This window comes from Methylococcales bacterium (assembly GCA_030949405.1).
Taxonomy (GTDB): Bacteria; Pseudomonadota; Gammaproteobacteria; order Methylococcales; family Methylomonadaceae; genus WTBX01.
On sequence record JAUZSN010000002.1, the window covers coordinates 2,647,797 to 2,660,770 of the forward strand.

The following is a 12,974-nucleotide window of genomic DNA, read 5'->3' on the forward strand; positions in this document are numbered from 1 at the left end:
TGAGTATGAAAACTAAAACATGGTGGGGCGAGCGTTTGCTGGATGCTTTGGAAAAATTTACCGATAGTGGACGTTTACAACGCGGACGCGCTTATGCAAGTGATAATCGGGTTAAACAATGGACAATTAAAAAGGGAATGGTACAAGCCAAAATTCGCGGTAATAAAAATGCTTATTTTGGGGTTTATAAAGAACCGACTTATAAAACCGACGTGCAAATGACCCATCTTACAGCGGCACAATGGAAAAAGGTGATTGCCCGATTAACGCAACGAGCTTCTTTTATTGCTAGGTTATTAGTGGATGAGATTCCAGAAAATATAGAAGAGGTTTTCGCTGAGTTTAAAACGCATTTATTACCGAACAGTTATAAAGATTTTAAGGTTTCCTGTAATTGTCCTGATTACGCTGTGCCATGTAAGCATATTGCAGGGGTTTGTTATCGGTTGGCGACGGTTTTAGATACGAATCCGCTGTTATTATTTGAAATGCGCGGGCTTGCGCCTGAAAAATTACAGCAGGAGTTACTCAAGTCGCCATTGGGTAAAGTTTTGGTGAATGCTCAAGGTGCGGGGGCAAGTGAATTAATACCTGTGGCAAGTTTATATACTCGACCTGTGCTTCAAGCGATGCCTGAGTCTGTGTCGGTAAAACAGTTCTGGCAAGGGGCGACACCGTTACCTAAAGAGTTACCGACGTTGCAAGCGGCTAACATTCCTGCGGTATTGATTAAAAAAGGCGGTGATTATCCCTCTTTTTGGCATAAACAAGGTTCTTTTATTGAGGTTATGGAAGATTTTTATTTGAGGATGAGGAAAAATAATGGGGTTTGATAATGCTTTAGTTTTTAAGGACATCAGGCTCTATTTACTCGCTAATACCGTGTTATTAGGGTAAAGTTGCCGCTTAATAAATTGTTAAGTGATAAGGGGGAAAATAAATGTTTCTCATACCAAGAGATATAGAGACTCAATTTAGACATTCTCTGGGGGCTATTAGTCCCCTTATGTGTATAGCTGATATAGCATCACAAGAATTAACAAGTAACTTGAGTCAATATAAAATTTCTAAACTTTCAAAAAAATACAAACATAAAAGATTAAACGCTAGAAGTATTAATATTGATGAAGTATCTCTGTATGTAAATTTAGCTCACATTGCCTATATCAATAGTAGAGCAGAGTCTTTTTGTGAGGATGTTGTTTGTTTCATCAAGAAAATAACAGGTAACACTGAAAGTTATAATGTTGACTCTGTAGACTTTCTTAGGAAAGCTATCTTTCAGGTTTATGTAAGAAAAAATAACCTTAAAAAAAGTCCAAAAAAACTTGATAAAAGTATATATATTGACTTTGCAGGTCAAGAAGAGTTGCTTATTATTGACTACTTCAGAAGAATGAGAAATGTTGAGTTTCACGGAGGAGTTGATACTGAAAAGGAGAATTTTTTTCTTTCGGAAAAAAGTAAAATAGGAATATCCTTGAAATTTAAACATTGCCCAAACAATTTTGATGATTTGAATATAAGAGACATTATTTTGTATTCTCAAGCTTGGCAGTCTGTAGCAAAAACCTTATGTAGTAAACTAATTGATATTGATGATAATTTTTTATCAAAAATCACTAAAAAGTATATAAATGATGATGAAAAGCGTAGAAATAACGCATTGAGACAAAAACTTAAGCAAGACTACTTGCAACCTGATTATATAATTGATATGCTGGAAACCAATGGCTGGGTAGCTTGAGGCAAAAGCGACCCTGTCCTCTCGCTTTGCGGGGGGACACCCTTCGAATAAATTTATATATTTTTATCAAGTTTATTCGAAGGGTAAATTGGAGTTCAAATCTCCACCCAGCCACCATTTATTCCTACCCATATCCACAAAAAATCATTTAACAAGCATCTAGCCGACCGCAACCTGCATCATGATTTATTGTTGCTTATGCAACCGTGAATACTCTAATTCCCACTTTTTTCTCGCTCCCACACAACCAAACACAAGTCGTTCAACTACGCCTGTAGGTATTTCCACTTGAAAAGAGGCAACGAGAGCAACGCTAGATTCAATTATCTAAAAAACAGAGGTACAAAACAATGAATGACATTCTAAACTATTCTTTGAAGCCTGTGAAACAGGAAAAGGTTGGGAAGGCTGCAAAACGTACTGTTATCCTGATGCAACATTCTCAGCGCAAACGGGAGTACTCGTCGATATAAAGACCCTTCAAGAATATACCGAATAGATGAAAAACCTACTTACGCCAATCAATACCTTCGCCAAACATATAGATTAAGTTGAAAATTCATTTTAAAAATTTGTAACTGGTTGATTTTATTACAACTAAAATATTAGGTGTTGGAATATTTTAGCTCAAAATTCAAATTGGCGAAGGTATTAACCCTAACTTAACGTTTTAAATAGCATCCAACTGCGAGACAACGCCCTAAATCAATCATCCAAGCCTAACGGGTTATTTTTATCTATCCCAGCCATAAACGGAAGACGGCGATCCTGATTCGTTATTTGATACACCGTCCCTAACCAATTATTAAAAACCGATTTTGCCGTATCTCGCCAAGTATTATCAATATAAGCCAAAACCTCCGCTTCAGGAAATACAGGAAAAGACTGTTGCTGTTGTTTAGCGAACATCACCTCCTCCTGATAACTATCAAATTTATGGGCAACCGCCTCACAAAAATAATTTTTCGGGAGCGGTGGATAACCATCCCGCTCATTTCTAAAATATAACAATACCTCACGTTTATATTCTTTCAATAAACTAATATCATCATATTCAGGGTGTCCTTGAAAATAGACAATCCTAAACCCATCACAACTGACCGCTAAATGAACCCCCGCCTCTTCACTCTTAACTAAAACCTTGATCCCATGATTAAGCATATCCACTTCAAAAACTTCATTAAAACGTGAATGCGGAACATCAAATCGGGTATTACTTTCTGCCATTAAAGGATGAATAGGATAGGTTCGATTAATCACTTTATGTGAAAAAACTCCCCAACGTTTACTCGGCAACGGAGTGCGCTTAATTCCATGACAATATTGAATTAATGCATGAGTCGCTAAACAAGAACATAAGGTGGAAGTCACATTATTTTTTGCCCATTCAAACACCTCGGTTAAGGGTTGCCAAAACGCTTCCTCATCTAAATTAGCCTGTGTCACATTAGCCCCACTAATAATCAAGGCATCCAAACCCTCCCGCTTAATTTGAGTGAACGTTTCATAATGCTGTTCAATATGCGCTTGCATTTCAACACTATGCACTAAACCGTCAATGGTAAATAAATGAATATGAAACTGAGCAATTTGATTACAAGCTCCAACTAGGCGCATAAATTGACGTTCTGTGGCTTCTAAAGCCCCATCAGGCATCATATTAAGAATTCCAATGTGTAATTCTCGAATATCTTGATGCCCTGCTCTATCCGCAGGTAACACGTTTTCTCCTTCTTCGGCAAGACGCTTAAAGGTCGGTAACTCGGTATGCGCGACTAAAGGCATAAATTTTAACTCGTTTGCTGGGTGATTGCCGTCGCAATCAAGTGAATAAAATCCGCTTCATTTGCAACCTTAGCCACCTCATCAGCGTCTAAGGTATAACCATATTGTTCAGCAATGGCTTCATAACGGGGTAATCGTGATTTAAACAAACAAGGAAATACCCAAGTAACAAATTCATCAGGTGAAATTTGTTCAGAATCCGTATAGCCATGAATCGCCATGAATTTTTCTAAATGGATGTCTAAAAAAGAGTCTCGATAATAGAGCGGTTTAGGATCACTTTTTGCCCGTTCAATAATGGTGTTTTCTAGGCTATCTGGAATTTTAATATAAATAATAAGACTATTTTCTGCCAACGTCTCTAAAACTTCAGTCGAATCTAGCTCACAAACACTCCCCCCCGCATCATTAAGAAAACAACGATACCCATAAATATCATTCGCCTTTTGAATAAATGCAGGGACATCTAACATCGCTTTAATTTCAGCGTCTAAATGCAATTTTTGTCGAGTCTTAAAATCGGCGAGCGGTAATCCTCCCTCGTGGGTATTCCCTAATTTTCCTAAGAAACACGAGACCGCCGCAAGGTTATCAACGGTAATATTATTGCGAATATAAATGGAATCCGATAATAATAATTTCCGTAAAAAAGGAATATCCATCGCTTGGCGTTTAATATTATCTAAAATAAACTCACTTAAATAGTGCGTCCCAATGCGATAATCCCCTGAATAATGAAACCATTTATCTTTAGGGAGTTTATTAGCCAGCGTGGTTTTCCCTGCGCCCGACATGGCTAATAACGTAATCCGCTTAGTTTCCCAGTTTAAAAATTTCTCGGCTGTCATCCGCATTCGTAATTACCCCGTTCGATCTAACATGTCCGCAAGATTCATATCATCACTACTGGAATCAAAATGCGTATCGGGGTCTGAATACCCTAAATCATCGGTTTCTAAATGACCATAAGGCGCACTCCAATCTTCTGGGGCTTCAATATAATCAAACGTTGACGTATACCAACTTTCTTTATCATAGCTGCCAATTTCGCCATTTAAGTACTGAACATCAATACTGTCATTGTCCTTATCTATGGCCACTACGGTAAAATTTAAATTGTTTTCTACGTCTTTATACCAGTTTCCAATGACTGGGTCTGTAATCGTTGCCATTGCGACACCTTCTTAGTTGAGTTAATCTAACCTGACCAATTTATACAATTTGAGGAAGCTATGGCAAGCATTAATCATAAATTTTTTTTATCGGTCTTATTCTTTATTATCAAGCTGGTGATTAAACATCCGTCGATGTTGTTGTTTTTTTTACTTTTCCCCGCAGGATGGTACGGTTATGAAGTTTTTATTGCGCGTCCTGCCTTAAATTTTCAAGGCGTTCCACAGGCGCAAAGTTGGCTATCACCGTCCACATGGTCACGCACGTTACGCAGTGATGCTTTTTTAGTCGGTTACTCCGATATTCAAGGGAATCCGCTCTGGGTTACTTATAAAATTAAAGCCCTTGATAAAAAAACTAAATCCCTAAAAAGACCCTCTCGATTTAAATCGGATTGGCGAGGTATTAAAACCGTCACTCATAAGGATTACACCCATAGCGGTTATGATCGTGGCCACATGGCTCCGAATAATGCCATTAGTAAGCTATACGGTAAAAATGCCCAGTTAGAAACCTTTATAATGACCAATATTACCCCGCAAAAACCTAATTTAAACCGTAACCTTTGGCGACGATTAGAATCCACGGGCGTTAATTATTTTACTCAACTTTCCGATGGTGTTTGGGTTACCACAGGCCCCATTTTTAAAGACTCTAAAACCTATTTAAACAACGCATCAACCGTTGTGATTCCTGATGCATTTTATAAAATATTTGCCATTCAATCAAAACAAGGAAACCCTAAGTTTCTAGCCTTTTTAGTCCCTCAAACCGTGAAAGGCAATGAACCCTTAACTCAATTTGTAGTCAGTATTGATACTATTGAGGCCGCAACAGGGTTAGATTTTTTTCATGAACTAGAGGATTCATTAGAAAATAAATTAGAAGCCGAAATTAACCGTAAAAACTGGCCGCTTACGCGTAATAAAAAAAATAATTAAATAATCATGACTCAAAAAATCCCGCCTTTTTCAGCCCTTATTTTCGATTTGGATGGTTTAGTCCTTGATACCGAAAGGACTTACTTACTGGCATGGCAACAAGCGGCCAAGGCGATGGGCTATCAATTAGATGAACCGTTTTGTTTGTCTTTATCAGGATTAGCGGGAAATCAAGCTTACCAACGTTTAGCCGATTATTGGGGGCGGGAGTTTGATTTAAAATGCTTTCAAACTTTAAGTGGGGAGTATTGGTACGCGCATGTAAAACAAAACGGGATTGATAAAAAAGCGGGCTTATCGACCTTACTCAAAATCATTAAAAAACAGGCGATTCCCTATTGTATTGCAACCAACAGTCCTGAGTTCAATGCGCGTGAATGCCTTACGTTTGCAGGTCTCGATGGGGTCTTTACCACAATCATTGCGCGTGACCATGTCAATCGAGGCAAACCTGCCCCTGATCTTTTTCTCAAAGCCGCCGACTCGTTACAGCAACCGATTAATCAATGCTTAGTATTGGAAGATTCATTAATTGGCATTCAAGCGGCTTATGATGCAGGAGCATCTCCCCTGCTTATTCCTTCACAAACACTCTTAGCCAAAGACCTATTAATACATTCTGACATTATTTTTGATAACCTAACGCAGGTTTCAAAAATTATCTTGGCAAATCTACCCAAAAATAAAAGCCTTACTGTATAATTTTTACTACTTTCGTAACCCTATTTGGATGATCTCTTGATTAACAAAGTTTCTGTCATTGCACCCGCCCGCTTACACATGGGGTTCATGGATTTAAGCGGCTCATTAGGACGGCATTTTGGCAGCATTGGTGTCGCACTGAATGAAATCAATACGCATTTAACCCTGACGGCAGCGGAACAGTTCACTCTCAGTGGATGCGCGCCACCCCGCAGTGAAAAGACGTTAAAACATTTTTGCAATGTCCTCAAGGTCTCCGATAAATTACACCTTAATTTTGAATCCTCCATCCCTGAACATGTGGGTTTAGGCTCAGGAACCCAACTTGCATTAGCCATCGGTTCGGCTTTAAACCATTTTTATACGCTAAACCTCAGTGTCCGTGATATTGCCACCTTAAGTGATCGCGGGGCGCGTTCGGGGATTGGAATTGGTGTTTTTGAGCGCGGCGGTTTAGTTGTCGATGGTGGGCGCGGTGAAAACACCCAAACGCCGCCTGTTATTTCTCAACTCTCGCTTCCTGATGATTGGTATTTTTTATTGGTCTTTGATAAGCGCGGACAAGGCTTACATGGCCAACAAGAAATTCAAGCCTTTAAAGAATTACCGCCTTTTCCACAACAAGAAGCCGCCCGTTTATGCTATTTATTATTGATGCAGGGGCTTCCCGCCGTTGCTGAAAATAATCTTGAACTCTTCGGTGATGTGATTAGCCAATTACAACACTCGGTTGGCCAACATTTTTCCACCGCACAAGGCGGTGTTTTCACCAGTTCCGAGGTTGCAGCGGCAATGGCATGGTTACAACAACAAGGGGCGGTGGCGATTGGACAAACCTCATGGGGACCGACAGGTTTCTGTGCGATTAAAGGTAAAAATACCGCCCAAGCTTTAATCCGTGAACTCGAAAAACGTAATACAGAAAATAACCTTTCTTTTCAAATGACACGCACCCAAAACAAGGCCGCTAAAATTCAATTAACCTAATAACAATATAGAATTCCGAAATGAGTTTTCTATTTTTTATTCTTAACTTACATAAAATCCATTAAGCCGAGGAATTTTTTATGATTGAAGTGGCTTCACTCCGTTATGGGGTTATTTTTGAGAAAGCCTTTAGTAATGTGGCTGTTTTCACCCAATTTGTACACGATACTTTAGGTCTTCATTTAGAAATAGATCATGTCGGAACTAAAAAAACATTTGATATTCAAGCAGGAAAGGTTCAACCTCGCATTGACTTATATGGTGAAGATAAAAAAAACCGCGTGATTGTTAATATTCAACATGAAAATCACAGTGACCATTATGAACGCTTTATGTATTATCACGGTATTGAGTTATTAGCCAAAATTCAAAAATCAACTAATTATCATCTTAACCTGAGCGTCTATACTATTGTGGTCTTAACCTCAAGTGATAAGTATAAAAAAGATGTCCTCGTAACGCATTTTGATCCCTGTGATTTATCGGGGCATTATATTAAAGCCATTGCGCATAAAATTGTGTTTTTATGCCCACGCTATACGAATGCAAAAACCCCTAAACCCTTAAACCAATGGTTAGAGGTTATTGAAGATTCATTAGATGGGCAAATTGATGAAACTCGCTATCCACTTCCCGAAATTCAAACCCTCATTTCAACCATTGACCAAGAAAATATTTCAGCCGAAGAAGAGACTCAATTAATTGATGAATATCATCTTGAGAAACTTAAACAAACACAACGGGCAGAAAATTTAAAGCTCGGTGAGGAACAAGGGATTCAAAAAGGAAAATTAGCTGAAAAATTATCAATGGCGATGTCGATGTTGCAAGAAGATTTTGAGATAACAATTATAACTAAAATAACAGGATTAACGCCTGCGGTTATTTTAAAATTAAAGAGAACGCTTTAAACCTTAACCATTAACTGACTGACATTCGTCACTAATTCTTCCTCAGAAAAAGGTTTAGTCATAAATGAGGCAACTCCTGCGGTTTCTGCCTGTTTACGATGTTTATCGGTCATCCGAGAGGTAATCATGATAATAGGAATTGCCTTAGTTTCTTCACTGCCTTTTAAATGAGCCGTTAGCTCAATCCCATTCATTCGAGGCATTTCTAAGTCCACCACCATAATATCAGGGACTTTATTTTCTATCTCTTTAATCGCATCCAACCCATCAATGGCCGTCCTCACGTTAAATCCTAAATCTTTTAATAACGTTTCAACCGCGCACCGCGCACTTAAGGAATCATCCACCACTAAAGCCATCGGCAACTCCCTGACCTGTTCCATCATTTCTTTACCTTCCGCCAATAAAAAATCATATTTTGCAGAATGATGAAGCATTTCAACTAAATCGACCACGGGAACCACTTCACCATTACCTAAAATAGAAGCCCCTGTAATCCCTTGAATATGTGAAATATAGCATCCCATCTTTTTAACTAACAAATCACGATACCCTAATAATTCATCCACAAAAACAAAATAGGTTTTTCCAATTTCATCGCTAATGCGTAAAGCGGGCTTTTTTTCAGTCGTCTTATTATTAAAATTTGAAATGCCTAATAAGGTGCCAAAATAGTAGACGGGGTATTGCTCTTCATCCACTTGACATTTGAGTTCTTCCCCCTCATTTTCAATTAACTCATAGTCATTGGGATGATGAATTTTCTGTAACCCGCGATTAGAAATCGCCATATTTCGCCCCCCACAGCGCACTAATAATGAAAGCATTGACGAGAGGGTTTGAGGAATAGCAATTTCAATCGTTAAGCCTTCGCCTTTACGCGAGGTTAAACTCATTTGTCCTTGCAATCCTGAAATTTTTGTTTGCACCACATCCATTCCTATCCCTCGCCCAGAGACTTGTGTGGCATTTATACGCGTAGAAAAACCAGGCATCAAAATAAGTTTGTGAATTTCAGCCTCGGTTAAGGCTTGATCCGCCGTAATTAACGATTTTTTAATCGCTGTTTTGAGTATATTTTCATTAGAAAGTCCATTACCATCATCTTTACAATGAATAACAACATAATTCCCTTGACGAGAAAATTCTAACGTTATCCGCCCTTGTTCACATTTATTGGTTTGCTGGCGAATCTGTTTTGACTCAATGCCATGATCGACCGAATTCCGTAATAAGTGCATCAAAGGTTCAATCATCCCATTAAGGATTTCACTGTCGATGAGAACCTCATCGCCTTTAATCGTTAATTCCACCTCTTTCTCGGTCATTCGACAGGCTTGCCTTACAACCCGATGACAGCGGGAGGCAATCGTACTGGCAGGCACCATACGAATATTTTGCACGATTTCTTGATTTTCTTTTTGAATCATTTCAGCGTCCATCATCAAATATTTGAGATTACTCACTTCCTCATCCATATTGACATTAACGTTGCGTATATCGGTTGCGACTTCATATAAACGACCTGCTGCGGTATGCAGTTCGTTATATTGCTCCATTTCTAAGGAATCAAATTCAGGGTTAATTTTTTTGATCGAATGACGGGTTTGTGTTTGAAGATTAACCGCTTGTTCTAATTCCGACATTAACGTCTGCATTGAGCAAGTTAATTGATTTAAGGCCTTAAGCTCTTCGGAGAAATGATTAACCCGTGCTTTAAATTGCTCTCTTAGAATACCGCTCTCCCCTGTTATTCTCAATAATTTATCGACCAATTTACTGGGAACGCGTGTCATCGCAACAGGCTCCCCTTTTTTGACTGGTTTTGGATCATGAGTTAACTTAGATTTAGCCTCAGACTCAGGCAGCGTTTGAACCGTGACGGTATCCGACAAACCGTCGGTCGCTAAAGTATTCGACCAATCAAGAATAGACTGTAAAACCAACCTCGCCTCATCAGGCGCGTGGTCATCCCCTGCAAGAATAACCTCACACATCATCTCCAAACAATCCGCCGCCTCTAATAAAGAAACCGCCAATGCTTTCGTTGGAAACTGCTGTTTTTCAGTTAAATACGCTAAAATTTCTTCTAAATGATGAGTCAGAACCGAAATTCCTGTCATTCCAACAATATTTCCTGAGCCTTTTAACGTATGTGCAATGCGTTGAGCCTCTAATAAGTGTTCAACAGAAGGGTCGGTGGAAATAATTTTTTGAATAACCGTAGAAAAATTAGCCGTTAAAATCGGTAATTCCTGTAACAATGAATCAAATAATTCCTGATTAAACTCCTTCGATAATTTTAACGAAATATCATCGTCATTTACTGTCGTTTTACGAGAATTATCACTTACGCTTTGAGCGGCTAAAGTAACCGCTAAAAGCTGATTAACTAAAGCGTCTGTGTGTAATGGACTTAACGGGGATGGCCAGCTAGGGGCCTGCAAATGCTTAACTAAATTGAGTGCGTTACTTTTATCCTTAATATCCGTAATATAGACTTGAATAAGCAATAAGCACTCGCTAAATAATAGTCGCTCATTTTCATTAAAGAGACCATTCTGTTCACACGGATTGCTTATGTTGATAAATACCCGTTCAAAAACCGTGGTTAAGCCCTGTAAGCCAATGGTTTGGCAGGCCCGACCTAAGTACTCAAATTTTAAATAATGGGCTTTCAAGCTTGATTTAAACGCCAAGGCATCCGATAAATCCATCAGTGCAGGGGATAAATTTTTAACTAACCCCACAAATTCATCACTAATCATCTGAATTAAATCCGCACGAATAATCATCGGCTCTATCTCTATGTGGACAGGCTCCTCAATTAACACCGCCTCTGGACTCGCCTTTTCTTCCTTTGAAATATCCCCTATTTCACCGTCCTCCATGATAAAACTAACAAACATATTTTTATCATCCGCCGACAAGGGGGATTGCCATAATTTATTTTCTAATACCCCAATCAACGACAGTAAACTTTGTTTTTGAGTGACCTCATGTAAATACATTTTAAATAAAAACAGCCATTCCTTTAATAGTTCACCCTGTTCAATGGTTAATAATGCCTCTGCATCTACCCATTGCTGACAACTGTCCGCAAATAAAAAACAACTATCGCTAAGAATTAATAAATCATCCGTCTCACCCTCGTTAATCACCTCGCCTATGGATAACCAGCAATCGGTATAGCTCTGTAAAAAATCGGTTGTTTTTTGTAAATCATCAACACTCGTCACCTCGTTTAATTGATGATGGTAACGCTGGGCATCCTCAAAATAGCCCTTAATTTTATCCCAGATGGGATGATACGAACGCATCGCCTCGGAAGCGAATTCCCCTTGATGCGTATCAAAACCCGCTAAAAGACTTTCAGCTTCTTTTTCACCCAGTGGATTAGCCCAATTTGCATCACGCAAACAGTCCATTAATAAAACCGCTATCTCAAAACGATCCTCAGTTATTAAATAGGTCTCAATTAAAGAATGCCATTGATTCAGCAAAATTAGCTGTTTTCCTTCCAAATTTTCAAAGGTTTGCGAACTCATCGTAATAAAAACTAAAATGAGCTTTGAAAGCCCTAAGCCTTCTGGCGTTGATTCCAAATGCAAACAAATTTGCTGCCAATCATCTGTGTAAGCCTCGCGTCTAAGATTAAACGTTTCGCTATCATTCGTAATTTGACAATCCACCATTACTTTCAATTCAGCAACCGCCTGTTTAAAAATAGGCCTCATTTGCTCCCAAATACTGACCTCAGTAGCTTGACTAAACGCAGGCGAAAGTGAACTTTCTATGTTGAGATCACACACCTCCCCTACAACCGAGTCCGATTCTAATTCAGCTAACGCCTCATTAAAATTTTCTTCTAATTGTTTATCATCAACACGATCTGTTTCATCCCAAGCAGATTGATTAAGGTAATCCACCAAGACCTTAACCGATTGAAATTCATCATGAACCGTAAATAACTCTGAAAATAATAGTTGCCATTTATTTAACTGCTCGACTTGTTTAGCCGTTAAATCATATTCCAACTCAAATGCGGAGGTTAACCGACCTATAAAGGTTTCAACACAAACTAATAGTTCAGCGTGTTTTTTTTCCTTTTTAAGAATAAGAGCGATTTGTTGCCAATTTTGACCATAAAACTGTATATTTTCAATGAATTCTCGCTGATTGCCTGCAATTTTTTCATCAATCGCTAATTTCAAATACACATTGGATTCTTTAAATTGCAGCTCAATCATCTTTGATAATAGGGCCTTATCATAATTAGCTAAATTTGCCTCATCTAAAACCTCATAATCTATCGGGGTTAATTCAAAACTTGCCAGTAACATGGCTTCATCATCCATTGACAACGCGGCTTCAAACAATGAGGCATCTAAACAATGAATTAACTGACTAACCACTTGAGGGTTTGCGGGCTGCTTGAAATAATTTTCAACTAACCTGTTCCATTTATTTAATAATGCCCCCCATTCCATCGCTATTTTTTCATCAACAACGAAAGCTTGCTCACAGCTTTCTAAAAACAACAATAAAACATCTTGTATCGCAAAATCAGCCCGTTCTCCAGCAAATTCAATCATAGATTGCCAACTGACTAAATAATTTTCTAACTCAAGGGCCATTACTTTTTTTGAATCTAATAGACGCTCTGTTTGACTCAAAACAGTCGCGAACAGCAAGGGATAAGTCACTTCGTCGGTTATCATTTGAGGA

10 protein-coding genes are annotated in these 12,974 nt (G+C 38.6%); 6 read left to right on the forward strand and 4 right to left on the reverse strand.

The features are described from left to right. The first annotated feature begins 5 nt into the window (after positions 1-5). Positions 6-833, forward strand: a complete 828-nt coding sequence (locus Q9M50_13580; GenBank protein ID MDQ7091645.1) for an SWIM zinc finger family protein — start codon at positions 6-8, stop codon at positions 831-833. 107 nt (positions 834-940) lie between these two features. Then, on the forward strand, positions 941-1,747 hold the full coding sequence (locus Q9M50_13585; GenBank protein MDQ7091646.1) for a hypothetical protein: 807 nt from the start codon (positions 941-943) through the stop codon (positions 1,745-1,747). A 705-nt stretch (positions 1,748-2,452) separates the two neighbouring features. Here the strand turns inward: Q9M50_13585 and Q9M50_13590 are convergent. From Q9M50_13590 to Q9M50_13600, 3 genes are read right to left on the reverse strand one after another with little or no spacing between them, the layout of a single operon-like run. Next, on the reverse strand, positions 2,453-3,532 hold the full coding sequence (locus Q9M50_13590) for a homoserine O-succinyltransferase (GenBank protein MDQ7091647.1): 1,080 nt from the start codon (positions 3,530-3,532) through the stop codon (positions 2,453-2,455). Between the two features lie 5 nt (positions 3,533-3,537). Next, complete coding sequence (locus Q9M50_13595; protein MDQ7091648.1) at positions 3,538-4,386, reverse strand: ATPase; 849 nt, start codon at positions 4,384-4,386, stop codon at positions 3,538-3,540. Positions 4,387-4,392: 6 nt separating this feature from the next. Continuing rightward, positions 4,393-4,704, reverse strand: a complete 312-nt coding sequence (locus Q9M50_13600; protein MDQ7091649.1) for a hypothetical protein — start codon at positions 4,702-4,704, stop codon at positions 4,393-4,395. 60 nt (positions 4,705-4,764) lie between these two features. Here Q9M50_13600 and Q9M50_13605 point away from each other — a divergent pair, with 60 nt between their 5' ends. From Q9M50_13605 to Q9M50_13620, 4 genes are all read left to right on the forward strand, one after another. Beyond that, positions 4,765-5,646, forward strand: a complete 882-nt coding sequence (locus Q9M50_13605) for a DNA/RNA non-specific endonuclease (GenBank protein ID MDQ7091650.1) — start codon at positions 4,765-4,767, stop codon at positions 5,644-5,646. Between the two features lie 6 nt (positions 5,647-5,652). Further along, positions 5,653-6,348 carry an HAD family phosphatase gene (locus Q9M50_13610; GenBank protein MDQ7091651.1) on the forward strand — a complete coding sequence of 232 codons (696 nt, stop codon included), beginning with the start codon at positions 5,653-5,655 and terminating at the stop codon, positions 6,346-6,348. A 36-nt stretch (positions 6,349-6,384) separates the two neighbouring features. Continuing rightward, positions 6,385-7,335: a GHMP kinase gene (locus Q9M50_13615; protein MDQ7091652.1), complete on the forward strand. Its 951-nt coding sequence runs from the start codon at positions 6,385-6,387 to the stop codon at positions 7,333-7,335. An 80-nt stretch (positions 7,336-7,415) separates the two neighbouring features. Beyond that, on the forward strand, positions 7,416-8,246 hold the full coding sequence (locus Q9M50_13620) for a hypothetical protein (protein ID MDQ7091653.1): 831 nt from the start codon (positions 7,416-7,418) through the stop codon (positions 8,244-8,246). Here Q9M50_13620 and Q9M50_13625 read toward each other — a convergent pair. Then, a complete protein-coding gene (locus Q9M50_13625; GenBank protein MDQ7091654.1) occupies positions 8,243-12,967 on the reverse strand; it encodes a response regulator in 4,725 nt (1,574 codons plus the stop codon). The two genes, Q9M50_13620 and Q9M50_13625, sit on opposite strands and share 4 nt — an antisense overlap. Between the last annotated feature and the right edge of the window lie 7 nt (positions 12,968-12,974).

Excerpts from the sequence above, each read along its gene's own strand:
- Q9M50_13585 (MDQ7091646.1), top strand. The coding sequence starts at position 941 with ATGTTTCTCATACCAAGAGATATAGAGACTCAATTTAGACATTCTCTG.
- Q9M50_13620 (MDQ7091653.1), top strand. The coding sequence starts at position 7,416 with ATGATTGAAGTGGCTTCACTCCGTTATGGGGTTATTTTTGAGAAAGCC.
- Q9M50_13600 (MDQ7091649.1), bottom strand. The coding sequence starts at position 4,704 with ATGGCAACGATTACAGACCCAGTCATTGGAAACTGGTATAAAGACGTA.
- Q9M50_13605 (MDQ7091650.1), top strand. The coding sequence starts at position 4,765 with ATGGCAAGCATTAATCATAAATTTTTTTTATCGGTCTTATTCTTTATT.
- Q9M50_13595 (MDQ7091648.1), bottom strand. The coding sequence starts at position 4,386 with ATGCGGATGACAGCCGAGAAATTTTTAAACTGGGAAACTAAGCGGATT.
- Q9M50_13610 (MDQ7091651.1), top strand. The coding sequence starts at position 5,653 with ATGACTCAAAAAATCCCGCCTTTTTCAGCCCTTATTTTCGATTTGGAT.
- Q9M50_13580 (MDQ7091645.1), top strand. The coding sequence starts at position 6 with ATGAAAACTAAAACATGGTGGGGCGAGCGTTTGCTGGATGCTTTGGAA.
- Q9M50_13590 (MDQ7091647.1), bottom strand. The coding sequence starts at position 3,532 with ATGCCTTTAGTCGCGCATACCGAGTTACCGACCTTTAAGCGTCTTGCC.
- Q9M50_13625 (MDQ7091654.1), bottom strand. The coding sequence starts at position 12,967 with ATGATAACCGACGAAGTGACTTATCCCTTGCTGTTCGCGACTGTTTTG.